The organism is Sphingobacterium sp. CZ-2, assembly GCF_004526235.1.
GTDB classification, from domain to species: domain Bacteria; phylum Bacteroidota; class Bacteroidia; order Sphingobacteriales; family Sphingobacteriaceae; genus Sphingobacterium; species Sphingobacterium tenebrionis.
Map to the genome: position 1 here is coordinate 1051914 of NZ_CP038159.1, position 25882 is coordinate 1077795.

The 25882-nt window shown below is 38.1% G+C and carries 23 protein-coding genes and 2 tRNA genes; 6 read left to right on the forward strand and 19 right to left on the reverse strand.

The window, feature by feature from the left end; genetic code table 11:
- Positions 1 to 127: 127 nt before the first annotated feature.
- Together E3D81_RS04780 and E3D81_RS04785 are read right to left on the reverse strand one after the other, a co-directional pair.
- Positions 128 to 646 (reverse strand): OmpA family protein, encoded by a 519-nt coding sequence (locus E3D81_RS04780; RefSeq protein ID WP_134776617.1) that lies wholly within the window; start codon positions 644 to 646, stop codon positions 128 to 130.
- Between the two features lie 50 nt (positions 647 to 696).
- Positions 697 to 2886 carry a glucoamylase family protein gene (locus tag E3D81_RS04785; RefSeq protein ID WP_134776618.1) on the reverse strand — a complete coding sequence of 730 codons (2190 nt, stop codon included), beginning with the start codon at positions 2884 to 2886 and terminating at the stop codon, positions 697 to 699.
- A gap of 170 nt (positions 2887 to 3056) precedes the next feature.
- Here E3D81_RS04785 and E3D81_RS04790 point away from each other — a divergent pair.
- Both E3D81_RS04790 and E3D81_RS04795 read left to right on the forward strand, forming a co-directional pair.
- Positions 3057 to 3129 (forward strand) — tRNA-Gly (locus tag E3D81_RS04790).
- Between the two features lie 5 nt (positions 3130 to 3134).
- Positions 3135 to 3219 (forward strand) — tRNA-Leu (locus E3D81_RS04795).
- Between the two features lie 205 nt (positions 3220 to 3424).
- Here E3D81_RS04795 and E3D81_RS04800 read toward each other — a convergent pair.
- The 9 genes from E3D81_RS04800 to E3D81_RS04840 all read right to left on the reverse strand — a co-directional run bounded on the left by E3D81_RS04800 (position 3425) and on the right by E3D81_RS04840 (position 11678).
- Positions 3425 to 3838 (reverse strand): putative toxin-antitoxin system toxin component, PIN family, encoded by a 414-nt coding sequence (locus tag E3D81_RS04800; RefSeq protein WP_134776619.1) that lies wholly within the window; start codon positions 3836 to 3838, stop codon positions 3425 to 3427.
- An 11-nt stretch (positions 3839 to 3849) separates the two neighbouring features.
- Positions 3850 to 4056, reverse strand: a complete 207-nt coding sequence (locus E3D81_RS04805) for a hypothetical protein (RefSeq protein ID WP_134776620.1) — start codon at positions 4054 to 4056, stop codon at positions 3850 to 3852.
- Positions 4057 to 4326: 270 nt separating this feature from the next.
- Positions 4327 to 5430, reverse strand: a complete 1104-nt coding sequence (locus tag E3D81_RS04810; RefSeq protein ID WP_167554234.1) for a TlpA disulfide reductase family protein — start codon at positions 5428 to 5430, stop codon at positions 4327 to 4329.
- Between the two features lie 520 nt (positions 5431 to 5950).
- Positions 5951 to 6676 carry a YARHG domain-containing protein gene (locus E3D81_RS04815; protein ID WP_134776622.1) on the reverse strand — a complete coding sequence of 242 codons (726 nt, stop codon included), beginning with the start codon at positions 6674 to 6676 and terminating at the stop codon, positions 5951 to 5953.
- Positions 6677 to 6746: 70 nt separating this feature from the next.
- Complete coding sequence (locus tag E3D81_RS04820) at positions 6747 to 7742, reverse strand: two-component regulator propeller domain-containing protein (protein ID WP_134776623.1); 996 nt, start codon at positions 7740 to 7742, stop codon at positions 6747 to 6749.
- 49 nt (positions 7743 to 7791) lie between these two features.
- Positions 7792 to 8499 (reverse strand): hypothetical protein, encoded by a 708-nt coding sequence (locus tag E3D81_RS04825; protein ID WP_134776624.1) that lies wholly within the window; start codon positions 8497 to 8499, stop codon positions 7792 to 7794.
- Positions 8492 to 8692 carry a DUF4177 domain-containing protein gene (locus E3D81_RS04830; RefSeq protein WP_134776625.1) on the reverse strand — a complete coding sequence of 67 codons (201 nt, stop codon included), beginning with the start codon at positions 8690 to 8692 and terminating at the stop codon, positions 8492 to 8494. Before E3D81_RS04830 ends, E3D81_RS04825 begins: the two co-directional genes overlap by 8 nt.
- Before the next feature lie 94 nt (positions 8693 to 8786).
- A complete protein-coding gene (locus E3D81_RS04835; protein WP_134776626.1) occupies positions 8787 to 10325 on the reverse strand; it encodes a TlpA family protein disulfide reductase in 1539 nt (512 codons plus the stop codon).
- Positions 10326 to 10340: 15 nt separating this feature from the next.
- Entirely contained in the window at positions 10341 to 11678 is a 1338-nt protein-coding gene (locus E3D81_RS04840) for a TlpA family protein disulfide reductase (protein ID WP_134776627.1), read from the reverse strand.
- Positions 11679 to 12243: 565 nt separating this feature from the next.
- On the opposite strand from E3D81_RS04840, the gene E3D81_RS04845 reads away from it, so the two are divergent.
- Complete coding sequence (locus E3D81_RS04845) at positions 12244 to 13191, forward strand: IS110 family transposase (RefSeq protein WP_134776418.1); 948 nt, start codon at positions 12244 to 12246, stop codon at positions 13189 to 13191.
- Between the two features lie 266 nt (positions 13192 to 13457).
- Here the strand turns inward: E3D81_RS04845 and E3D81_RS04850 are convergent, their stop codons facing one another.
- A complete protein-coding gene (locus tag E3D81_RS04850) occupies positions 13458 to 14225 on the reverse strand; it encodes a methyltransferase domain-containing protein (protein ID WP_134776628.1) in 768 nt (255 codons plus the stop codon).
- 410 nt (positions 14226 to 14635) lie between these two features.
- Between E3D81_RS04850 and katG the strand changes: the two genes are divergently transcribed.
- The gene (gene katG / locus E3D81_RS04855; protein ID WP_134776629.1) at positions 14636 to 16909 is read left to right on the forward strand and encodes a catalase/peroxidase HPI; all 2274 of its coding nucleotides are present in this window, start codon (positions 14636 to 14638) and stop codon (positions 16907 to 16909) included.
- Between the two features lie 127 nt (positions 16910 to 17036).
- Here the strand turns inward: katG and E3D81_RS04860 are convergent, their stop codons facing one another.
- From E3D81_RS04860 to E3D81_RS04880, 5 genes are all read right to left on the reverse strand, one after another.
- A complete protein-coding gene (locus E3D81_RS04860) occupies positions 17037 to 17423 on the reverse strand; it encodes a DUF1398 domain-containing protein (RefSeq protein ID WP_134776630.1) in 387 nt (128 codons plus the stop codon).
- 297 nt (positions 17424 to 17720) lie between these two features.
- Positions 17721 to 17981 (reverse strand): hypothetical protein, encoded by a 261-nt coding sequence (locus tag E3D81_RS04865; RefSeq protein WP_099367161.1) that lies wholly within the window; start codon positions 17979 to 17981, stop codon positions 17721 to 17723.
- Positions 17982 to 18201: 220 nt separating this feature from the next.
- Positions 18202 to 19473, reverse strand: coding sequence for an NADP-dependent isocitrate dehydrogenase (icd, locus tag E3D81_RS04870; RefSeq protein WP_134776631.1), 1272 nt, complete (start codon positions 19471 to 19473; stop codon positions 18202 to 18204).
- Between the two features lie 77 nt (positions 19474 to 19550).
- A complete protein-coding gene (locus E3D81_RS04875; protein WP_134776632.1) occupies positions 19551 to 21689 on the reverse strand; it encodes a cation:proton antiporter in 2139 nt (712 codons plus the stop codon).
- Between the two features lie 131 nt (positions 21690 to 21820).
- Positions 21821 to 23038: an ABC transporter permease gene (locus E3D81_RS04880; RefSeq protein WP_134776633.1), complete on the reverse strand. Its 1218-nt coding sequence runs from the start codon at positions 23036 to 23038 to the stop codon at positions 21821 to 21823.
- A gap of 51 nt (positions 23039 to 23089) precedes the next feature.
- Between E3D81_RS04880 and fmt the strand changes: the two genes are divergently transcribed.
- Positions 23090 to 24031: a methionyl-tRNA formyltransferase gene (fmt, locus tag E3D81_RS04885; protein ID WP_134776634.1), complete on the forward strand. Its 942-nt coding sequence runs from the start codon at positions 23090 to 23092 to the stop codon at positions 24029 to 24031.
- On the opposite strand, the gene E3D81_RS04890 is transcribed toward fmt, so the two are convergent.
- Positions 24012 to 24218, reverse strand: a complete 207-nt coding sequence (locus tag E3D81_RS04890; RefSeq protein WP_099367166.1) for a helix-turn-helix domain-containing protein — start codon at positions 24216 to 24218, stop codon at positions 24012 to 24014. The genes fmt and E3D81_RS04890 overlap by 20 nt on opposite strands.
- 299 nt (positions 24219 to 24517) lie before the next feature.
- On the opposite strand from E3D81_RS04890, the gene E3D81_RS04895 reads away from it, so the two are divergent.
- Positions 24518 to 25378 carry an RNA polymerase sigma factor RpoD/SigA gene (locus E3D81_RS04895; protein WP_093096797.1) on the forward strand — a complete coding sequence of 287 codons (861 nt, stop codon included), beginning with the start codon at positions 24518 to 24520 and terminating at the stop codon, positions 25376 to 25378.
- 167 nt (positions 25379 to 25545) lie between these two features.
- On the opposite strand, the gene E3D81_RS04900 is transcribed toward E3D81_RS04895, so the two are convergent.
- Positions 25546 to 25875 carry a helix-turn-helix domain-containing protein gene (locus E3D81_RS04900; RefSeq protein WP_099367167.1) on the reverse strand — a complete coding sequence of 110 codons (330 nt, stop codon included), beginning with the start codon at positions 25873 to 25875 and terminating at the stop codon, positions 25546 to 25548.
- Positions 25876 to 25882 lie beyond the last annotated feature (7 nt).

Genomic DNA, 25882 nt, shown 5'->3' on the forward strand with positions numbered 1-25882 from the left:
TCAGAAGAATTCAAGATAGACAACCTTTATTGTTTTAATCTATTATTTCAGATTGCGACCAGATTATCCATTAAAGAAAGAGCTCAATTGATAACCAATTGAGCTCTTTTTTCTTAAGTGAAATTTCTTATTTTAAAATCACCACCTCTACCCGTCTGTTTTTCTGACGGCCATCGGGCGTCTTATTATCTGCAATTGGTTTGGTCAGCCCTAAACCTCTTGTTGCTATTCTAGACTCTGCAATTCCGGCATCTACTAAAAATGCTTTTACAGAAGCTGCTCTTTTATCCGATAACCAAAGGTTATAATTTGCTTCTCCGGTGGCATCTGTATGTCCATCCACACGGATCTTAGCTTTTGCCTGATCCGTTTTCAACACCTTCACCAATTTGCTCAATTCTTTTTTAGCCGCCTCCGATAAATAAGATGAATTTGTACTGAACAATAAATCGGAAGATAAAGAGACCATTATCCCTTCATTGGTTTCGGTTGCCGTTTCAAATTCACGTTTTACATTTTTCAATCCATCGTTGGTACCATCTTTGGAAACAACGGCTCCTGGATTTACCACCATGGATTGTTGTTTACAAGAGAACAGCGTAACACTAGCTAAAATGATCAAAAACAAAAAGTTTATTCGCTTCATATTTTTTGTAGATTATTAATTTCGTAAATATAAGTTTTCCTCGTTAAATTTTATTTTTTAAATATTCTTTGCTCCGCAGATTGAATCTCTGGAATCCCTTGGTATAGCTTCCAGATCAACCCTGTTCTGGCATTTTCCAACATGACCGCCACATGGGCTTGGTTCGACGCCAAATATTCATCGGAAACATCATCGTTTTTCAGATCCATCCATGATCGGAAACCATATTCCGAGAATAGGGTCTCCCCATAAAGTGTATACAAAGCATTTAATGAACGTTTTGCTTTAACAGGATCCAAAAATATGCTCGCTATAGATATAGCAGGATTGATCCGGTAATTACCCACCGCATCAAAATGCTGATAGAAACCCCAGATATCTGAATTGGTAGTCCCCACACCTATTTCATTGTCCCTACGTTTAACCAATAGCGCATATTTCCCTACAATATCCTTCAAATCATATGCGCCAACTTTAGCTAGGTTAGGATTAATACTGGTAAATGGTCTGTACATTTCCAGGAGACTCGAATTTATTGGCCCAAACGGGACATCTAGACCATACATTGAAGTATCCTTCAGGCCTGATACTTTGATCAAGGTATCCACCAGCACTGGCTTGTCCACTATTTCCAAATCCATATCCGTTTTAGCCAAACTATCTTTGCTTAAAGAATCCTGAATTCCCTTGGCATTATCCAATGGACTTGCAGGCACTACCCGTTTATAGGAATAGGCCAAGGAATTTGAAAATGCCTGATTAGGAAGACTATGTTTCTTGGAAGCCGTTGCCAGCATATAGGTATTCAAACCAACTCCCAATCCCGTTAAAGGTGCATGTGGAAGATTCCCTTCCACCATATCCAAAGAAGATCTTAATATAAGTGGATCTGTACTCAATGCAGCAGCTCGCCAATCTACCCTATCCCATAATTTTGTGATGGCTGTCCGCAATTCGGCTTCTTCAGCGGCATCGCCCTTGAGGTACTGCCTTACAATCAATAAAGCCTCAATAATGGATGTGGTAGCTACCACATCGTATTTTGCCTGTCCATCCAGGTATTCCGGCAATCCTTTTCTTCCATCGAAAAACGCCGGATAAAAACCTTTATTATTCTGTGCCTTATCTAAGAATTGAACAATTTTCTTGGTTCTGTTGAGGAACATGGACTTCGATAGAAATCCCTTCTCTACGCCCACCATTAAACTCAATAAGGCACCACCGGTTTCTTTTACAGAAACAGGAGCTTTATCCTTCAATCGGAATGGTGTATACATCCCGGAATTCACATCATAGTTCTCAATGAAATAATTGATATGGGCCAATTGAACCAAATCCAAAAACTGGTTCTCGTTCAGTGCTTTCGGTTCCACCTCCTTTACATCCGAGAATGGCGATTCGCGGTAATTATAATCTACCCAAGCGATTTTATAATAATATTTTTTATCCAATGTAGGCACATAATCCAGATACCTCAACATATACGTTGGTCGAATAGCTACGGGGGTGAACTCCTTATTATCCAGCGATCGGTAAATCTTCACATACCTGATACTTGGTGTCAATGGCACCTGCCATTGTAATTCTACATGTTTACCGTGAGGATTGACCTTAGAAAGCACTGCTGCGGAAGTCAAGGGAGCCGTTGAATAATTGGCAGGTAGGAATTCAATCTGATCAAGGAACAATTGATGGGTAGCAGGGCTGCTTTGCTGCTGTCTGAAAATGACCCCTGAAATGATCTTATCAATATTTAATCCGGCAAAATCCTTAACCGGAATCTTAACATTCAACCAGGCATTATTCGTATAATCTTCAATATAATCGCCTAAGGGTAGACTAATAGATTGATTGGGGCCTTGTTGGATGGAAATAGATGGCAACTGCTTCTGTGCGGTTTCCGAAGAACCGACAAATAGTTTCAAATTCAAAACATCTTCCGCTGATACCCGGTAATGGAATTTCTGACGACTGTATCGAACCAGTACATTCCAATCGCCAGCTTCCGAAGAGATATAGCGCAAGGACAATGCATTTCCTGGTGTAAAATAAAGGGAATCAGAAACCAGGAGGTTCCGATGTACATTCTCTACCCAGCTTTGTCCGGAATAATCCACATAACTTCTAGCATAGCTTCCTTTCACCAAACTATTATCGAAAACTACTTCTGTATAGGATTCGGCTTTGGATTTGGTAAGAAAACAACATAAAATCAAAAAGAAAAAGAGTCTAAGTTGCATATTAAACTATTATGATACGAAAATAGAGAAAATTCGTGCCAAAAGCCACTTTTTTGGGTTATTTAAGGCTTCGTGATAAAATTATTACGCAGATATAAAGCACATTGCAATTTTTTGGTAAGAATAATTTTTCAAGTATCAACATTCTCTCTATATTTGCAACACTTCAAGCGAAAGTAGCTCAGTTGGTAGAGCACAACCTTGCCAAGGTTGGGGTCGCGAGTTCGAATCTCGTCTTTCGCTCAGTTGCCTAGGTGGTGGAACTGGTAGACACGCAGGACTTAAAATCCTGTTCCTGTTAAAGGAGTGCGGGTTCGATTCCCGCCCTAGGTACGGAAAAAAAGCTCGTCGGATGACGAGCTTTTTTAGTATAAAGTAGTGAGTATTTAGTATTTAGACCTATGGCGTCCCGCTGGTATTATGCGCCATTGCGAGGAGGCACGACAAAGCAATCTTGAAACACCTATCCGTCATTGCGAGGAGGCACGACAAAGCAATCTTCCCTAAATTATCAAATGAAAATGGCAATGCACCTACTCTAAGAAATCAAATCAATAAATTTTTCCAAAGAGATAACATTAATGATTGGAAAATCTACTTGCTTCAAAGCATCAAAGTGTCGATCATTAGAAACAAGATAATGCGAATTAGCTGCAAAGGCACAATCGACAAATTTATTATCATCTGAATCAGAACGGATCAGTCCCAATTGAAAATGAACTTCAACTTTCTTAACATTGGGCAGCAGGGTTAATGCACCCAACACAAGTTCCGCAGTTTCTTTTGAAAATATATCTGAAATCTTCTCTTCATATTCTAACAAAATATCATTAGTAACATAAACTTCAAAATCACCGTTGTAAATTTTATCTAAAAGAACTGAAAAGGTCGACCTCCGAGAGATCGACCTCAATATGACATTTGTATCTAAAATAACTTTGAGATTAGACATCAAATTATTCTTTATTTTAATAAATTATCAAGCTTTTCGTCACTATACCCTTTCTCATCCCAAATTTCATCCGCTCTGTCCCGTGCATGATCCAGAAGAAATTTCGCCATTACACGTTTAAGTTCGATCAGTTGTTCTTCTGGTAAATCCACAGAAAACAATTTGAGAAGTTCAACTTGTACATTGGTCAATGGTGGGTTTGATACTGTAGTTCCCATTATTCCCTCCTTTTTGATTATACCCAAATTTAACAAATAATATTCATTGCCTAAAAATGCATTAAGAAAATTATCATGCCAAAACCTCGTCATATAAAGGCACATCTCCGTCATTACTTGTAGCACTGATAAATTAATTCAAGTGAATAAAGATTTCTCAATTGGATTTCCAATTGCCAAATAATATAGTCAGGATGAGGGTGGGCGGATAGATAAAGCATATTTTTTCGTTTGTAATATTTGTCTAAGTAACTATGCTCAATTACTTTTTTAAATCTCCATGATTGTTTCCATAAATTCATCTACTTCAATATCATTCCTTTCACTGTCATATATAAGGAGTCCATCTTTATTTATAACAATTATTCGTGGAATAGCTTTGATATTTAATTGTATTACCAAAGGATTTCTTCCTGCAAAACCATCGCAGAAATTATCCCATGTGATGTTATGATGTTCTACTGCTTTTTTCCATGAGTTTATATTTCGATCCAAGGAAATTGAGAGAATATTAATGCGATCTCCGTATTTTTCATTTAAATTATGTAAAACTGGCAACTTTTCAATACATGGTAGACACCAACTAGCCCAGAAGTCTATAATTGTAACTTTACCTTTATATTTATCAGAATTAATTATGTGACCATTAATATCTGTACCGGAAAATTCCTCCAAAATATTTTTTTTTATATTAATTCCTAATAATCTTTTTTGTACAATCATTCCACTTGGGCTCGATTTTAATGTATTGGACAAAACATTAAAATGATCTCTTATATAATTCAAACTAAAATTTCTTAGAAACATTTCATTGATTAATAATAATGAAACAAAGGCATTTGGATTTTTTTTAATAAATTTCTCCCTTTCGTAATTCATTGATGAGATAAGTGAATCGTATCTTAATCTGAAATCATTAGATTTATTTCCTACATCCTTATATTTCAACAGACTATCAGCCAAGTTATTTATAAGTGGAACATAATGACGACTAATCTCACCACTCTGCTTAAAGATGCTATTTTCTATTCCATCCACTTTTCCTCTATATAAACTGGTTAATTCACCTGTAATCGAAATATGCCCTTTTTCAAGAATAAAAACTAAGTATTGATTCGTTACCGCAGGAACTTCAATTGCACATTGCTTATTTTCTGAAATATTTCCCTTAAATTCAAAATAACCATTCTTGGACATACATGAGTCCAAAACCAAATCCTTCTCCTTCAGAAAATAAAATGCTCCTAAATCTATCAAATAAACCATATTGTTATCAAGGTTTTTTATATGACCTTGAATATGGTAAGGTTTAACCTGTTGACCATGGGTAACCTGTAGGCAAAAAACAAATAAAAATAAAATAATTAGCTTCATAAAGATTTGTATGGTTAAGAGTATTATCATTCTATCATTGAAAGAATGATAATACTTTAATAAATTAGTTTTAAGCAGCGCAACACTTCTTTTAAACAGGCTTGGTTCCCGAACACCTACGTTCTTAATTATCTATTCGGCTACATGTCCTTTTACAATAAGTTATTGAAACTCCATTGCCATTAACACACGAAGCATTACAACTTGATGACGGTGCTTCAGTTATTGTCATTTCTCTACTGTGCCTCCTGTTAACCCTCCTAAAACTTACACATTGTTCAATAGTGGGTTTGAAAACCAAAGTTTCCATTATTCGCCCCTTTTTATCATAAACAAATTTAATTATTATTATTCATTGACTAATAATGTATTAAGAAAATTATTATGATAATTACACATCCTTTGCATACCTCGAGCCAGTCCTTTACTAGTACATTGCGCCTTTGTAGGGAGGTATGCTCTTCCCTGCATGGACGTGGCGTCATTGAAAGGAGACACAACGAAGCAATCTTCACATATATTACCCAGCGACAATGAAATCAACAAACCTTAATCGTCCATTTTTCCATTCAAACTTCCATAAATAGGTATATTCTGTGATCATATAGTTAGGATAAACTAACTCGCTATATTCTGAACCCCCTTGATTAGCGTACTTGATATTAACCTTTTCCCTATCGATGCTTATTTCATAATTCATTACATAATCACCATTATCCACAGTAACTTCGTATATTCCTTTATGTTTTGACCAATTGATATCATCCAAGTTCACTTGCTCCAAAGTTTTTTCTAAATAGGCAATATCCTTCCTATTTTCTATATCATTGGTTTCAAAATTATATTTCCTTTGCAGATCTGATTTATTGTTCGATTGTAATGCTGCTTTAAAGACCTTTAGTTCATTAATCAATTTATCCCTTTCAGCTTTCAGTTCAGTAGTCTTGTCCTGCAATATTTTAATGTTCTGCTTTTCTACCGTGTTAAAAATTATTTTATTGTTGTTGGCAACAGGTTTATACCAGCTTTTTTCTGAATAATAGCTATCAATATTAGAATCCGAAAATTTATAACCTCTTCTAGCAAATAAATCATTTGCTAAAAACCGTAATTCATCAATACTCAAGTCCTTAATTTGTTCAATTTGGATTAGTTTTGTGGCACAAGAAGAGCAATCCTTAAGGGTCTGTGCTGATAAGGAAGAAAGCAAAAAACTGGAAATTATTAATACAAATAGGCTTTTCATAAATTTAGGATATTAAAAAAACGAAGATAAATTCGTTCTAAAAATGACGATTATTACATATAATCAGTATTTAATCCTCAGACCACCTTCCTATCCCATTTAAAGTTCCATACCAAATTATTCCATCATTTGCTTCAAGTATCCCAAAAATCATTCCTTCATGGGTTTTGAATAGCTCCGGAAGTAAATTAGGATTGGACAAAGAACTTTTATTATATCGCGACAAAACCCAACTCTCTTGATTGCCATTCTTTTGTAGACCATTCGAAAATTCACTTGTTTTATCATCCTTTGAACTTGTCCAAATATTCCCTTCTTTATCTTCATAAATATAGCCTACAAAACTATCTGAAAATTTGGTAAAGTTTCTTCCATCGTATTTCCAAAGACCATCATTCCCTCCTATCCAGATATTACCGCTAGCATCTTCTATCATGCCCCTAACATTGTAAAACCCACGATTATTCTGGGTTAAATTGGAAAATGATTTTCCATCATAAATAGAAACCCCTTCCTGCGTTCCAAACCAAAATTTTCCGGATTGATCCTCCAAGATCCAATGGACATAATTGGCTGGCAATCCATTTTCTGTTGTAAAATTCAGAAATGATTTTCCATCAAAGCGACTTGCTCCCTGTTCAGTACTGAACCAAATATTACCCTTTCTATCTTCATAGATTTCTGTGACCCTATTGTTGGCTAGCCCGTCTTTACTTGTATAATTTGTAAAAGATTCTCCATCATAGTAATAAACTCCCGACCCAACAGAAGAAAACCAAAAGTTACCTTTTCGATCTTCTAAAACAGAGAAAAATCGAACTGAATTTATTTTATCCGTGATTTTAGAAAATGATTTTCCATCGAATCGGAAGATTCCATCGAATGTAGCCACCCAAATACGACCCTTACTATCCTGTTTTATGTTTCTGGTTATTCCTTGAGGGATCTCGGCAGTATCCTTAACTTGGTTTTGATTAATGCGATCATCAGACCGCATATTTTGATTATTCCCAACACAGGAAGACAAGATAAAAGCGAAAAAAAACAGAAAATTATGATTTTTCATTTAACATGACTTAAGAACAATCAATTATCTTACTATACCAAACTACTTTTTAACTGTCGTTTTTTAATTCCTTATCTAAAGATTTGTCCAAACTTTCAATTTCTTTCAAAACTTGTTCGTACCGCAAAATTTTAAACATTTTCGTTAGCTCTAATCTCCATAAATAACTAAGAAGTTCCTTTTTCTGTGTAGCAGATAAATTTGCAGTTTGTAAACCCTTCAAATTGCCTTTCTCATCAAAATTCATATACGGCGACAGGATTTCATTTGTAGGAGCAAAGTAAGTTTTAAAATCTTGCATTTCCTCATTATGATTTTCTAACTGCTCAATAATATTGTAATGATAATCGTACAGTTTTATTATCTTAAACCTTAATGAATCATTTGAGATTGTTTTTAAGTTAGTTCCTTTTAGTGATTCATAACCGGTTTTGTTGATTATTGGTGAATAATTCCTGAAGAGTAAAAAATAGTAAACAGCAATTGAATCATTATTTATTTCTTGATTGTTAACCCATTTCCTTAACTCCCCCACGCCAGCCTTACTGATTTTGTGCATTTTTAAATTTGATTCAAAATCTTTGTAATCTGAGTTTATTCCGTTTTTAATTTCACCTAAAATTTTATTTTCAGATACTTTTTCTCCTCGATTTGCACTCCATTCGGTTAGGGCAAAGGCAAGGATCACACTTATGAAAATCAGAGCAAATTCAGTTGAATATTTTTTAAGAGCATTTAGAATTTTTTGTTTAGACATCTTTTTCAAAAAACAAATAAATATAAATCGCAAATCCGAAATTAGTTGAATTTGTGGAGGCTAATTTGAATCCATTTTTTGCATATTCGTCTAATTTTTCTTGAATGTCATCCTTTGATTTCTTCGCAATATGTTCCGAATCAAGAGTTAATTTTGAGTAATAAATTAAAGTTTCTACTTTGTATGCTTTCATAATTTTGATCTTTTAATGCTGTTTTTGTTTACAGCGACAGCAAACTACAATTTATCTTATTATAATCACTCTATTTATCTAAATATTTATCTATCTATTTACCTTCTTTATTTGTTAGCAAATCCTCGATCAAGTTTTTTACTTTTTCATTTCCCGGAAATGCAGTAAACTTATTCGCCAAAATCCCTTCCTTACTATATAATAAATACGATGGGATATATTCAAATCCGAATTCAGACATTAAATAACTCCATTGATCATCCTTTAAGTAATAATGTTCGCTTCCAATACCTTTAATTACTTCTTCCCAGCGTTTTTTTGGCGAAGATCCATTTGTTAAATAAACAAAAACAACATCCTTACCCTGAAAATCCCCTTTTATGGATTTAAACTGCTTCATAGCGCCCAAACAAGGGCCGCACCAGGTAGCCCAAAAGTCTATAAACACCACTTTACCTGGATATTTTGCAAGAATAGTGTCCATCAACTTTTCCTTAGCAACATGAGCAATATCATGTACGACCAAGGGCGATTTCTTGCTATCCTCTTCGATTACCTTCTCATTTTTTCGGGACAGTATTTTAGCAATTTCACCCTTTCCCCAATAGTTCTTTATTGCCTCCTGCTGTTTAGAGTTTAATGGTTTTACTTCCTCATTAAGCTGTAGACCATAGGCATTCGCTGCCAGAATATCATAATACGGTCCATCCTTAAACCCAACCTGCTCGGCCAAAAGTCCTTTTACCTTTTTTAACCAGGATGGAATATCGCTATCACCTATTGGTGGAAGGCCTAATACCTCATTCTGGAGTATATGATGTTGAAGTTCGGGGAATGTAAAGGTATGCAAGTACTGCGGATCATTGAGATCAAAATCTTTTAAGAAACGAAAATAGGATCGATCAATTTTTTGGATTTTAGGCAAATTCACTGTATCCTTTGTGGCATTTAAATAGTTGATTTTCATGGAACTTTCATAATCGAACATGCCACTAGTGTAATAAAACATCCGAAAATCTTTTTTTAGAAAATCTTTAAACTCTTTTGAAAGCGCAACATCATTCCCCAATACCGCCTCTAGCCTCCTATTATATGATTTCTTTACAGATTCCAAGAAATCATCAATCCTCATATTATAATAATGTGGGTATTTCCAATTTGGGTCATTGGGTTTATTTTCAACCAATTTCCTAAATAATTGTTCGCTTTGCATCATATCATATTTAGGCATCGCAGGCGTAAGATCTATTTTATGGATTGTCGATCTATCAGTGTATTGTATTTCAATATAGGTAGGTTTATTTATAAAGGTTTTAATGTAAATTGGATTAGTTTGTAAACTACTAGATAAACCTATTATTGTACTACTGGTTTCCATATCATAGTCAAGCGCGAATCTGCCCGAGTAATCTATAGGAATTTCATATGTAGAATAATCTCCAGTAATGGGATGCAGAACCGAAATGCTGACCTTAACCCCACCTGCCATAAGGCTATCTGGAGCCATGATTTTTCCTGTAATCTTAGATGATCCGGCAACTATATTTATCGGTTCTGTTTGGTTTTCATTTTTCTGGCTACAACTTAAAAGGAAGAATAATATACAAGCAAAGAAAATTTGGATTTTAGTCATCTATGGTTTGGTATTTTACAGTTTTAATAAGTTTTTAATTTCCTCCGACCCCGGTCGTGGTGCATTCGGACTAATGATACTTCCATTTTCAGCAAAAATAAAATACCTAGGTATAGCATTAATTTCATATTTCTTCATAAAATTAGATTTGCTTGGATTAGTTAATAAATAACTATCTGAGACTCCTAATTCTTCTTCTTTATTCGCTTTCAACCAATCATTCTGAACTTTATCGGTGGAAATATAAACGAAAACCACATTTGAAGCAACTGAACTTTTCTTTAACATCCTGCTGTTTGGAAATTCTGCCCGACAAGGTGAACACCAACTCGCCCAAACATCCAAATAGACCTTCTTTCCTTTGTACTTCGAAAGCATTTGATCAAAACTAATTGTAGTGCCATCAGGCATTAATAATTGATCAACAATATTCATATCTGCATCAAAAGTGGCTGAATATTTTGTTTCTAGCAAAGTAAGGTATTCCTTGTCCTTAAATTTGTCCTTCAATTTAGTTAGTGAAGTTTTTGCTTGATCTGAATTAATGGAAGAAAGATATTCTCTTGAAAAATTATACAGTACATAGTCCTTACTACTTCCTGTAAAATTGGAATCAGCCACCACGATGATCCTTTCCATAGTATAGTCTTTACCCAAAAGATTAGCCATATGTTTCCACAATAAGCTTTGGTAATAATGAATTGAAAGATTGCTGTCTATATTGATCTTTTCTTTCAAATCAACAGGGTCTGTATCTATCCCTTTGGTTTGGGTAAGTTTAAGAAAGGAATAGTATGCTTCCTTCTTAAGCCAGTTTGCATAGGATTTCTTGATCTCACCTTTTTGCAGTAAATTATCCGTATAATTTAAAGTTGACTCATAAACTTCTTTCGCAGATCCCTTCCTATTAAGGAAGTATTCAAAAATATTAATTCCTTTGAACGATAACTCTGCAACGAAATTTAATTCTCGTTCGGAGAATGTATTATTATTGAGAACCTTAATATATGGATATTTATTCTTGCTCGATATAATAAGGCTATCGCCTGGTTTTATGGGATAGATTAATTCAGTAGGAGTTGGGAAATAGACTAGGCTGGAATATTGATCAAAATAATAAGCACTAAAATTACTGTCAGGCTTTACATTTATTTGATTAGATTTTATGGATAAAATGTCTAATATATGATTGACATTAGGCTCAAATTTGATATAAATACTATCCACTTTTTTTTCATTTTGTATTGATAGTTTATTATCTGAATCTTTATTTGATTTATTACCTGGATTTCCACATGCGATGAAAAATAAAATGCAAATCAGAAAACTCAATTCTTTGGCTAGTTTTATCATGATGAACCTATTATAAGATGATATAGTTTAATTGTTAGTTTGGAGCATGATTGGTAATATAAAAGATTTGATTAGTCCCTTAAATATAAGATAATGAATTGATAAATAAGATTAACAATTTAAATTTTATAGCAAATTCTTCAAAAAAAAGAGCGGGGATTTTTACGGATTAGGTACCGGTTACCTCCATGTTGCAAGTGAGGTTTAAGTGACATGTAAGTGAGGTGTAAGTGACTTTAGGCACTTGCACATTGCTTGCAATATGCATAAACTATGATTGGATTACGAAGGAAACCGCGTCATTGCGAGCCCTTGTCATCGTAAGTTTGTAGGGAAGTTATAGGAATTAAAGAAACAGAATATAATTTTGTATTTCATTTAGGATACAGCGAGAGAGGGAGTAAGATTTTTAATCGTCATTGGTCCTTGAGAGACCCTTCGCAATGTTAATCCCCCTCTCTTATTCCTATCATAAACTTGGACAGTTCATTAGGCCCGGAGCCTGTTTTTACGATTGATAAGTTATGATAAGAGCTGCTGTAATCCACAAAAATGGTATACAAAGATGGTAACAGGTATTGATTGTTCAAAGGATTATTTTGACATTTCTGTCCAATCGGGACAGAAAGAGGTTTTTAAGGGTCGTTTCAGTAACGACGAAGCGGGTTTTGTGGAGGCCCTGGGCCACATGCACGGCAGCCATATAGCGATGGAGGCCACCGGTCCCTATTACTTCCGGCTGGCAAAGTTCCTCTGGGAGAGGGATGAACGGGTCTCGGTCATCAACCCCCTTGTCATCAGGCGTTTTTCCCAGATGACCCTGGCCAGGACCAAGACCGACAGGAAGGATGCCCAGCTCATCGCCAAGTTCACCAGCATGACGGAACCTGCCCAATGGAGGCTGCCGGAGGAACATGTGCTGAGGATCAGGAACCTGGAAGGCTATATCAAGGGACAGAAGGAATGCAGGACCATGCTAACGAACAGGCTCCATGCATATGAACATGCGGGAACACTGGAACCCACGCTCAGGAAGACCATAGAGGAAGGGATCAAACGTTATGATCAGGACATCAATGAACATGAAAGGCAGGTCCAGCAGATCATCATGGAGAATTACGGGGAACTCAATGCGAACCTGCGGAGCATACCCGGAATAGGGCCACGCAGCGCAGCACTGCTTATCATCCTGACGGACGGTTTCAGTCGGTTCGAGGGGCACAGGCAGCTGATATCCTATTTCGGACTGGCGCCCAGGATATTCGAGTCCGGCAGCAGTGTAAGGGGAAAGGGACATATCTGCAAGATGGGGATGGGCCAGGTCAGAAAGGTGCTGTACATGGCGGCAATATCCGCCATCAGGAGCAACACCGCCTGCAGCGGGCTTTATGGGAGGTTGATGGAAAAGGGAAAACCCTACAAGGTCGCAATCATAGCAGTGGTGAACAAACTGATCAAACAGGCATTCGCCATCGCAAAATCTGGAAAGGGCTACATCGCAAAAGCGGCCTAATCAGAATATTATTTGGAGAAAATTTAATTTATTATTTGGATATATACACAGTTCATTGCGAGGAACGAAGCAATCTTTTAGCCGCGTCATTGCGAGGAACGAAGCAATCTTCACCCATGTCATGCTGAGCGAAGTCGAAGCATCTACACATGATACCCGTATAGATCCTTCGACGCTGCTCAGGATGACAAGGTCCAAAGATTGCTTCGTCGTACCTCCTCGCAATGACGAGGAAACCTCCTCGCAATGACGCGTAATCAAAAAAACTAAGCCTTTACCCCATACAACAACAACCTCCTGAAAGGATAAACAACTGGTCTTTTCTCAAACCTTTCCCCTATCCTTCTCTTAAACTCACCATTAAACTCAATTTGTTGTTCCTCCGAAAGTCTTTCCATATAAGGTATCAAAGCCGAACCCGAAATAAAATGAAATAAGGTTTCCGTATCCTCGGCCACAATAGGATAAATCCTTTTCGAGATCTTCAAATTCACCATACCCTCCGCAATAAACATTTCCGTATATTCTTCCATGCTCAAAACCGGCGATGACCTATTCCAACCATTTAACTGATCCCGATAAGGTTCCTCGTTCGCCAGTTCAAATAAAATCTGGTTCAGTTCATTTTCAGTTTGGCAAGGCATCTGAACAGCCAACTGCCCTCCAGGATTTAATTTCTTGATCAGATCCGGAAATAAGGTATGATGATCACCCGACCATTGCAATGCCGCATTACTAAAAATCAAATCCCATCGCGACAATCTATTAATAAACTCCTCGAAAGTTTCTACCTTATAATATAATCGTTCGGTTTGATGCTCTTCTGCTCCCCGCAACATTTCCACTGAAGAATCAATCCCCAGAAATGTGGATTGCTGAAAACGTTCCGCCAACATTGCTGTCTGCTCCCCTGTTCCACATCCCAGGTCAACAGCCTGCATTTCCGTCCGCTCCTCGATCAGGTCCATCAAATCAAAAAAAGGTTGATATCGGATATCTTTAAATTGGTTATAAATTTCAGGGTTCCACGGCATATGTCTTTATCTTTAAAAATTATACATCTATTTTCTGTTCTAACAACCAATTTAGCCCGATTTTGTTTATTTGTCCACCTTTTGTCCACCCCCTCTTACTTCCAATAAACCTATTAATTCACTTAATTTGTGGCAACAAAAAGAAATTAAATATTTCGATTAGCGTTCGAATTACATGAGTTTTTAAATTGTCAATCCCGAAAAAGCAGCAATTTTCGGGATTATTTTTTTTAATAACTCATAGAGAAAATCTATCATGTTTTAAATATTAATTAGATTTTATTTATCTAACTTTAACTAAATTTATAAGAGAAAGTTACAACATGTACTGCCAATTATAAATGTGAGATAATAAAAAAACAACAGATACCAACGGATTCCCTTGGTATGAATTAATTCTAAAAAAAGATATGGAAAACGGATCAAACGACATTAGCAAATGCCCATTCCACAACGGCACTTTGAACCAGAAAATGACAGTAGCAGGTGGAGGAACTACCAACCACGATTGGTGGCCAAAACACCTTAAAGTAAGTTTACTACGCCAGCATTCCAACCTATCCAATCCAATGGATGATGGTTTTGACTACGCAGCCGAATTTAACTCCTTAGATTTAGCCGCAGTAAAACAAGATCTGCACGCTTTAATGACCGATTCTCAGGATTGGTGGCCGGCAGATTTTGGACACTATGGTGGTCTATTTATCCGTATGGCCTGGCACTCCGCAGGTACTTACCGTGTAGGTGATGGTCGTGGTGGTGCAGGTACCGGACAGCAACGTTTTGCTCCTTTAAATAGCTGGCCAGATAATGTGAGTTTGGATAAGGCACGCCGCTTATTGTGGCCGATCAAACAAAAATATGGTCGTAAGATTTCCTGGGCAGATTTAATGGTATTGACCGGAAATGTCGCCTTGGAATCTATGGGTTTCAAAACTTTCGGTTTTGCTGGTGGTCGTGTGGATGCGTTTGAACCTGATCAGGATGTATATTGGGGTTCGGAAGATAAATGGTTAGGCGGTGATGTGCGTTATGCGCATGGTTCTGAAGGGGTCGCTGAAAAACACGGCGTATTATCGGCAGATGATGATGCAGATGGAGATGTGCATTCCAGGAATCTGGAAAACCCATTGGCAGCTGTACAAATGGGATTGATCTATGTAAACCCGGAAGGACCTGATGGAAACCCAGACCCTATTTTAGCCGCAAAGGATATTCGCGATACCTTCGGAAGGATGGCAATGAACGATGAAGAGACCGTTGCATTGATCGCTGGTGGCCATACCTTTGGAAAAACACACGGCGCTGGACCTGCAGATAATGTAGGAAAAGAACCTGAAGCAGCAGGACTGGATGAACAAGGTTTTGGCTGGAAAAGCAGTTATAAATCGGGAGTTGGAGCCGATGCCATCACTTCGGGATTGGAAGTGATCTGGACGACCACCCCAACGCAATGGAGCAATAACTTTTTTGAAAACCTATTCAATTACGAATGGGAATTGACGAAAAGTCCTGCCGGTGCACATCAATGGGTGGCAAAAGATGCAGAAGAAACCATTCCAGATCCATTCGACAGTAACAAGAAACGGAAGCCAACCATGTTGACTACCGATCTTTCCCTACGTTTTGATCCAGAATATGGTAAGATCTCCAGACATTTCTTCGAAAATCCTGATGCTTTTGCTGATGCCTTTGCACGTGCATGGTTTAAATTGACTCACCGCGATATGGGACCTCGCTCCCGTTACCTGGGACCAGAAGTTCCTGCAGAAGAATTAATCTGGCAAGATCCAATTCCTGAAGTAAATCATGAATTGATCGCTGATGCAGATGCTGCCGATCTAAAGGGTAAGATTCTTTCTTCAGGTCTAACTGTTTCTGAACTGGCATCAACGGCATGGGCTTCTGCCTCTACTTTCCGTGGGTCGGATAAACGTGGTGGTGCTAATGGTGCCCGAATCCGTTTAGCGCCTCAAAAAGATTGGGAAGTGAATAATCCTAAACAATTGGATAAAGTGTTATCGGTTTTGACGCAAATCCAAAATGATTTCAATGGAGCACAGACAGCTGGTAAAAAAGTATCCTTAGCAGATCTTATTGTTCTTGCAGGAAATGCAGCCATTGAGAAGGCAGCACAAGATGCTGGAACGCCTGTTGAGGTAGCTTTTAAAGCGGGTCGTATGGATGCTTCGCAAGAGCAGACAGACATCGAATCGATTGGACACCTAGAGCCGATAGCTGATGGATTCCGCAACTATAAGAAAAGACGATATACTTCATCTACAGAAGAATTATTGATCGACAAAGCGCAATTATTAAACCTTTCAGCACCTGAATTAACTGTTCTGATTGCCGGTATGCGCGCATTGGACACGAACTTTGATGGTTCTAAAAATGGGGTATTCACGAACAGACCTGGACAGTTAACCAATGATTTCTTGGTCAATCTATTGGATATGAATACGGCTTGGAAGGCTGCTTCAGAAGATAAGGAATTATATATCGGTTCGGATCGTAAAACTGGTCATCCAAAATGGACCGGTACTCGAGCGGACCTGGTGTTCGGATCAAACGCGGAGCTTCGTGCCGTTGCCGAAGTCTACGCCAGCGCTGATGCTCAAGAGAAATTTGTGAAGGATTTCGCAAAAGCTTGGACGAAAGTGATGAATTCGGACATGTTTTAAAAAAGAGGAGGTTGGCCAAAAGCCAACCTCTCTTTTTTAAAACAGTATTTAGTAGTGAGTAGTTAGTATTTAGACCTATGACGCCCTAGGTCTAACTACTAACTACTAACTACTTTGTACTAAAATACTATCCCAAAGGTTCTTGGAGTATTTTATTTCCGTGGGAATCAAAGTAAGTACAGACCATTTTTTCTAGGTCGACAATCCAGTTATTAACGCCATTTTCAGCACATATTTTGATGAAATGAGGGAAGTCTGTTTTTCCTTGCTGGTGATCAATTAATTCTTTTGTAAAGGTTGGAAAGTTTACTTCGGATTGGATTTTTATAGGATCATATTTTGGTTCGGAAACGGCTTCGTAGCTATTTTCACCGAAATATATTTCTTTTCCATCGGATACGTTGAATTTAAAAGAAGTGACGCCAAGGTTTCTAATTTCTGCAATGTAGCGCGGAAAATCTGCACCTGTACTAACGCGACTATGTGCTTCTTCAATTTGTTTAATGCTGAACATTTTTGTGATTTTCTATATTAGGTTTTATTAATGATATGTGATGTTTTACTAATGATATGTGATGTTTTATTATTTTTTTGTATCATGTCGAGCTCGCATCATCGAGGTTCCATGTCATTGCGAGGTACGAAGCAATCTTTTTTTATATCCTTCCAATTAAATTATCATGACGTCTAGCATGTCATGCTGAGCGAAGTCGAAGCATCTGTTCATTTACCAGTGTTTAGATCCTTCGACTACGCTCAGGATGACAAAAACCCATCAACCATGCTAACAAAAACCTTACCCAACAATCCCCTAATCCACAAAACAAACCTTCCAGGCTTCCGCCACCTTTCCCTCCCTTAAAAACGACTTTGCTTTCAGCAACTGATGCGTTAAACGCGTTGTTTCATCCCCAATGAAAGCATTCAACAATTCCTGGATCTCCGGGTCATATTTAAAAGCATCAATCTCCTGTTCAGTAGGTTTTTCCTCCAAATTAACCAAGCTCTCCAATTCCTCATCTGTAAAAACCTCAGAATTCCTTATAAATCCTGGTAAGTCATTTTTATTCATCCTAAAAATTAATCTAATCCAACTCAACTATCAAAATATCCTAATCTAGGTATTTCAACCTTTTAAAAAATCTTAGCTCACCCATCCCAACCTTCTCCAAAAACCCTACTCTAACCATCCAAACCTTCCCACTCAAATCATAACCAATCTTCTCCCCCTCAACCCCACAAAAAAAGCTGAACCCTAAAGTTCAGCTTATTCTAACAATATCCCAAAGAATTTATAATTTCTCGATAATTTTGTCGGCGAATTCACTAGTCTTAAGTAGCGTTGCATCCGACATCAAATTATAAAAATCAACTGTTACCGTCTTTTCTTGTATTGTAGTGGCTACCGCATTCACAATCGCATCTGCCGCTTCATGCCAGCCCATATAGTCCAACATCATCACTCCACTCAAAATAACCGAACATGGATTCATCGTATCGGTATCCGCAAAACGTGGAGCTGTACCATGCGTAGCCTCAAATATAGCATGACCGGTTTTATAATTTATATTACCACCAGGTGCAATACCAATTCCACCTACCATCGCTGCTAAAGCATCTGAAATATAATCGCCATTCAGGTTCAGAGTAGCCACTACATCATAATCCTGTGGTGCCAATAAGATCTGTTGCAGAAAATTATCCGCAATAATATCCTTAAGGATCAATTTTCCAGCCTGCTCCGCTTCCTTCTGCTCCGCATTTGCAGCATCCTGACCCTTATTCGCTTTGGTATTTTCCCATTGGTTCCAGGTATAGGTCTGATCCCCAAATTCCGTTTCTGCAACCTCGTAGCCCCAGTTCTTGAAAGCTCCTTCCGTATACTTCATGATGTTACCCTTGTGTACCAAGGTAACAGATTTCCTGTTCTCGCGGATGGCAAACTCAATAGCCGCACGAATCAACCTTTTCGATCCTTCCTCCGACACCAGTTTGATCCCAACACCGGTAGTATTCGTAAAGTTATAATCAATATTCAGATCCTCTTTCAGAAAATCCTGCATACGTTTTGCTTCCGCAGTTCCGGCAGCAAATTCAATACCCGCATAAATATCTTCCGTATTCTCGCGAAAGATCACCATATCCACCTTTTCAGGATGTTTGACTGGCGAAGGAACACCAACATACCATTTAGTAGGTCGCTGGCAAACATACAGATCCAATTCTTTACGCAAAGCCACATTCAACGAACGAATCCCACCGCCGATCGGCGTGGTTAATGGTCCTTTAATACCTACTAAATACTCTTTAAAAACGGTCAACGTTTTTTCCGGAAGCCAGTCACCTGTTTCGTTGAATGCCTTCTCCCCCGCTAAAACTTCTTTCCACGTTATTTTCCGCTCTCCCCCATAACACTTCGCCACTGCCGCATCAAAAACACGAACAGATGCCCGCCATATATCTGGACCAATACCATCCCCGATAATGAATGGGATGCTCACCTGATGAGGTACCTGCAATTTTCCACTTCCGTCAATCGTGATTTTATCTGTCATTTCTTTCATGTAAATCCTCTCCAATTATTTATGAATATTTATCGTAAAATGTTATTTAACCCAAGTTTTAAATAACAAAATTTAAATTATGTTTTATCCTTTCCGAACATATTTCCAATTTCCCGACTGATCTTGCGGAAAATAGGTGCTGCCTGTACATCCTCATACTCATCGATATGCTGGTCTTCCAAGCGTGCCGGGAAGATCAGGATAAGGTTCTGGTTCTTGTAGTATTTCCCAACTCGTTTTGCCAAACCATCTAAAGAATCTCGATAAGATAGTTCCCCATAGCGCGATGAAACGAAAACCAATAAAGAATCCGCATTGCTGAATGTGGCCAGACCATAAATATTATCCCAGTCATCATACAGTTCAAATGCCGTAGGCACGCTGGATTTCAAGGTCTCCAACATATTCAGAATCGCCTGTCGACTGCGTTCGTTGCATATAAAAGTGATAGGAAGTGTCAACTCAGATGCCAATTTGCTCATCTTCTCCATCCAATAATGGAATCCCACCTCCGATTCGGCCAATGGCGGCACAAAGATGGTGATCAGCTTATTGGTGATGAAAGGCTTCTCGATCCTACACATGATCAGGTTGGTATCGGTATGGTTCAAGATGCTCTCCGCTTTTTCTCCGACAATCTTTTCGACAAAGCTGGTCGCACTCGGCCAACCCAAAATCAAACAATCAGCAAATGCTTCTCGAGAGGCACGGCCAATACCATTCGCAATATTATAGTCGATCTGCGTGATCAGATCCACTTCTGTCTCAGAACCAGCAGCATATCGGGAGATCTTATCCAAGCTCTGCCTCGCCAATTGTACATTTCGTTCTGCCTGTTCATCATTTGGAACCACACTTAGAATATTCAGTGGATGCGGAGACTTCTTGGATTTGATCAAGGTCGCAAAATCCAAGATGGCTTCCATATTGTTCAGGTTCGCAATCGGGATCACAATCTGTTCTTCATGCTCTTCCACATGCTCCACATGTTCTACATGCTGCCTACCTTCTAATACGATCTTTTTGGACGCATTCTCCGTTACGACTGAGGCTATAATACAGCTCACCAAAATCAATACGATGGTACCATTCAGTACATTCTCATCAATGATCTGGTTGTTATATCCTACCATGATAATGGCCAGCGTAGCTGCAGCATGGGCATTACTTAACCCAAAAATAAGGTTCCGTTCATTGTTGGAATATTTGAAGGCCCATTTCGTAGCAGTAGCTGCCAAGTATTTACCCGAAATTCCTACCAAGGTCAATGCGCCGGCCACATAGAACACTGTCCATCCGGCCTTACTGGTGAAGATGCTGATATCCACAATCATCCCGACAGAAATCAGGAAGAAGGGGATGAATATCGCGTTTCCTATAAATTCAATTCGGTTCATTAATGCCGAAGAATGTGGGATCAATTTATTCAGTGCCAATCCCGCCACAAAGGCCCCAATGATAGGCTCTAAGTTCGCCATTTCCGCCAAAAAAGCTGCGAAGAAAACAACGGTAAGCACAAAGATATAATGCCCAGTTTTCTCACTCTCTACCTTCTCAAAGAACCATTTGGCAATTTTCGGAATGATACCAAACATGATGAACAGGAAGATGGCAAAGGATACGCCTAAGGTTACCCAGAATTCATTGGTGATCTCTCCATCGGAGGCACCTTTTATAATAGCTAAAATGATAAGTACCGCCGTATCTGTCAGGATGGTACCACCAATGGTGATCGCAACGGCTTCATTCTTTGAAATACCGTAACGATTTACGATCGGATAGGAAACCAAGGTATGGGTAGCAAACATGCTGGCAATCAGGATACTGGTCAATAAGCTATAATCCAACAAATAATAACAGACCGGAAATCCAATGGATATCGGGATAATGAACGTGAAAAAGCCGAACATAAAACTCTTATGTTTGGTTTTCTTAAATTCATTCATATCTAACTCTAAACCAGCGATAAACATGATATACAGTAAACCGATGGTAGAAAACAAATCAACAGCTGAATTCTTTTCCAACCAATTTAACCCATGTGGCCCTATGATCATCCCGGAGATGATCAACCCAATAATTCCCGGAACTTTGATCGGTCTTAGAAGAATGGGTGATAGCAGGATAATGAAAAGGACGAGGGAAAAAATGAGTACCGGATTGGTCAGTGGTGCCTCAAAAGCATGAATAAGATGATCGAATATTTTATTGTCCATAGAATATTGCTAAAGGATAAAAGACATATTAAAATTAAAATTGTTTTAGCAAGGGAAATATACGGAAAAAATACGGTTTCCCCGACGGGAATTCCGCTTTTGTAGTTGATTAATTAAACTGAATCGTGTTATTATTTAAACTGAATGGTCTTAATTGGTGATATCCGAGAAATCAACATCGAAGGGATAAATAGTGTCAATAAGGCTATGGAAACTAAAGCTAAATTTAGCCAAACTACTGTAAGCCAAGATATATCCATCGGCACGAAAGACACATAATAGATACTAGGATCTAATTTGAAGAATTGGGTATGCTTCTGAAAAAAGTAAATAATGATGGCCAGCACATTACCTAGGATCAATCCAAAACCGATCAGGTAAAGGGAATTATAGAGAAAAATAGTTCGAATCTTACCATTCTGCATGCCCAACGCTTTCAGTATGCCGATCATGGATGATCGTTCCAGAATACTGATCAATAAAGCGGAGATCATGTTGATCACTGCCACGATAACCATCAATACAAAGATGATATTATCGTTCATGTCAAGCATATTCAACCAATTGAAGATATCCGGCATCTGCTCGATCACATTCGTGGCATATAATTCAATAGGCAGTTCCTCATTCAAGCTTTCTGTGGTTAAAGCCAATTGTGAGAAATCCTTGACACGGACCTCATAGCCTCCAACCTCCTTTTCGCCCAGATTATTTAACCTCCTGATCAGAGAAAGCGAACCAATGACATAGATCTTATCCAATTCTTCGGAATTGGTGGTAAAGATACCTTTGACTACGAATTTCCTTTTCCGAACTGGCTCTTGGATGAAGTACATAATGAAACTATCCCCCACCTTCAGATGTAATCGATTGGCAGTTAGGGAAGATATCAGCAATTGGCTCTCGGCATCCTCTGCGTTGAAGTCGATGGTCTCTCCTTCCAAAATAGTCTTGGAAAGAAATTCCTGATCATAATCCTTATCGATCCCTTTGAGCAGCACACCTTCAACCTCCCCTTTGACATTCATGATCCCTGCTTTCGTAGCAAATGGATAGATATTCACTACGTTTGGATGTTTCTCTAAAACGTTGATCTGCTCGTTGGAAAGTGAGATGGGTGTGTTGACATAGGAATCACTGCGTTCGTTCTTCAGGATGATGATGTCTCCGAAGAATCCACGCTGCTTTTCGGTTATTTCCTGCTTGAAACCATTAAGAATGGCCACGGCCATGATGATAGCCATGATCGCTAAGGTCAATGCACCTATGGTTACCCGTACGATCAATTTTGAAAACGTACGTTGTCCCGATAAAGTAATTCGCTTCGCGAGGAAATATGGAAAATTCAAGCTTAATTTTAATTTGTAACTTCGCAAAGTTAAAAAAAAGAATAGATTGATATGCGTATAATTTTCATGGGTACCCCAGAGTTTGCTGTAGCTTCTTTAAAAGCATTAATTGATGCCGGCGAAAATGTTGTTGCTGTTGTTACCGTGCCTGACAAACCAGCCGGCAGAGGACAGAAAATGCACGAATCTGCGGTCAAAGTGTTTGCCAAGGAACATCAGATCCCGGTTTTGCAACCCGTAAAGTTAAGAGACCCTGAATTTATTGCAGCACTTCGCAGCTATCAAGCTGATCTACAAGTAGTCGTTGCTTTCCGTATGCTTCCAGAAATGGTTTGGGATATGCCCAAACATGGCACCGTGAATGTACATGCTTCTTTATTGCCGAATTATCGTGGTGCTGCCCCGATCAATTGGGCGGTTATTAATGGTGAAAAAAAATCAGGCGTTACAACATTCTTGCTGCAGCATGAAATTGATACTGGAAATATTCTTTTTGCTGATGAAGTGGAAATCGCCGACACCGATGACGCCGGAATCCTTCATGATAAATTGATGGAAAAAGGCGCACAATTGATCGTGAAAACGGTGGATGCCATCCGAGATGGAAATATCAATCCAGTTCCACAGGATGATTTATTGGCTGCTGAGGATGTAAAACATGCCCCGAAAATCTTTAAGGAAGATGGTGAGATCGATTGGAATAAAGATACAGCAAGCATCTATAATAAGATTAGAGGCTTAAGCCCCTACCCGACTGCTTTTACCAAATTGGACAATAAAGGTTTAAAGATTTTCCAGACATCAAAGGAAATAAAAGCGCACGACTTAATTCCGGGAACATACGTCACCGATGGGAAGAATTTGCTTAAAGTGGCCACTAATGACGGTTATATCCATTTGCTATCTATTCAGATCGAAGGTAAAAAGAGAATGTTGATAGCCGATTTCCTTCGTGGGTATCGTTTTGAAGACCCTAAAATTCAGAATATTTAATCAAATCGCCTGGCGTACATTCCAATGCCTTACACAGGGCATCCAACGTACTCAATCGAATAGCTTTTGATTTTTGGTTTTTTATGATGGAAAGGTTGGATAAAGTAATTCCTACCTTTTCGCTTAGCTCATTCAAGGACATTTTCCGGATCGTCATAATTTCGTCCAATTTAATGACTATGGCCATAATGCTAGTATTTAATATGTTAAGTATAATCTCTAAAACAAACGCGAATTTAAATTGTTTTTGATAATAGAATGCGATTTAAAATAAATATGATGCGCATTGGTTAAAAATTGTAAAATGATCGGGCATTATGTCGTAATCACGACAATTTGGAATGATTTTTGTACAGAGTATAACATCAACTAAGCTCCTCTAACTAACTCATAATGAGTTAATAATTTACAATTATATTAGAATTAATTACAGAAAATTCGTTATGTTTGCAAACATTTCAGAATAGAAAGGTTTATATATTTTAGATGAGACAGCTCAAAATTACACAATCCATCACCAATCGTGAGTCCCAATCGCTAGATAAATACTTGCACGAAATTGGAAAAGTAGACTTAATTTCGGCAGAAGAGGAAGTAATCCTAGCACAAAGGATACGGGAAGGTGATCAAGTAGCATTAGAAAAATTAACAAAAACCAATCTACGTTTCGTTGTTTCCGTAGCAAAACAATACCAAAATCAAGGACTTACTTTAGGAGACTTGATCAATGAGGGAAATCTTGGCCTAATCAAGGCAGCAAAAAGATTCGATGAGACGAAGGGTTTCAAATTTATTTCCTATGCTGTTTGGTGGATCCGTCAATCTATTCTACAAGCAATCGCAGAGCAGTCTCGTATCGTACGTTTACCTTTAAACCAAGTAGGTTCGTTAAGCAAAATTAGCAAGGCCTTCTCAAAATTGGAGCAGGAATACGAACGTGAACCATCTCCAGAAGAATTGGCAGACATCCTTGAAACAACTGTTGACAAGGTATCTGATACATTAAGCAATTCTGGACGTCACGTATCGATGGATGCCCCATTTGTTCAAGGCGAAGAAAACACCCTATTGGATGTATTGGAAAACAGCGATCCGGATACTGATAGCTCTTTGATCGATGAATCTTTATCAGAAGAAATCAAACGTTCTCTAGCGACCTTAACAGAGCGCGAAAGAGAGATTATTGTTTTGTTCTTCGGACTGGGTTCAAACCATCAATTGTCTTTAGAAGAAATTGGAGAGAAATTCAGCTTGACTAGAGAACGGGTAAGACAAATTAAAGATAAAGCTTTACAACGTCTTAGACACACCTCTAGAAGCAAAATCCTAAAGTCATATTTAGGTTAGACAATACAAACTTTACTTCAGAAACAATAGCAATGCGCATCTCGACCGATGCGCATTTTTTTATCCTTAAAAATTCGATAATTTAATCGTTTACCGAAAAATTAGCCCAAACAAAAAGCCCTAGGTTAAATCATAACCCAGGGCTCTTCCTTTAACATAGCAGTTAATTATTTTTTATGCAATTGCTCGTAAAGATCAATCACTTTTTTCTGCAAGTCAATAACCTCTACTTCGCGAGACTGAAGTCTCTTTTGAAGTTCATTGACCTCGTTTTGAATCTGCTTATCTTCTTCAGGATCTGAAGTAGATAGTAGCTGTACAAGCGATAAACCGAACAATTTTGAAATTTGATTCAATCTAGACAGGTTTACATCCGTAATTCCGGTCTCGATTTTAGAAAAGGCAGGAATCGAAATGTCTAAGCGTTTTGCCACATCCTCTTGACTCCACCCCTTCTGGTGTCTAAGTAATCTGATTTTCTTTCCTAATGCATTCATGGGTAAA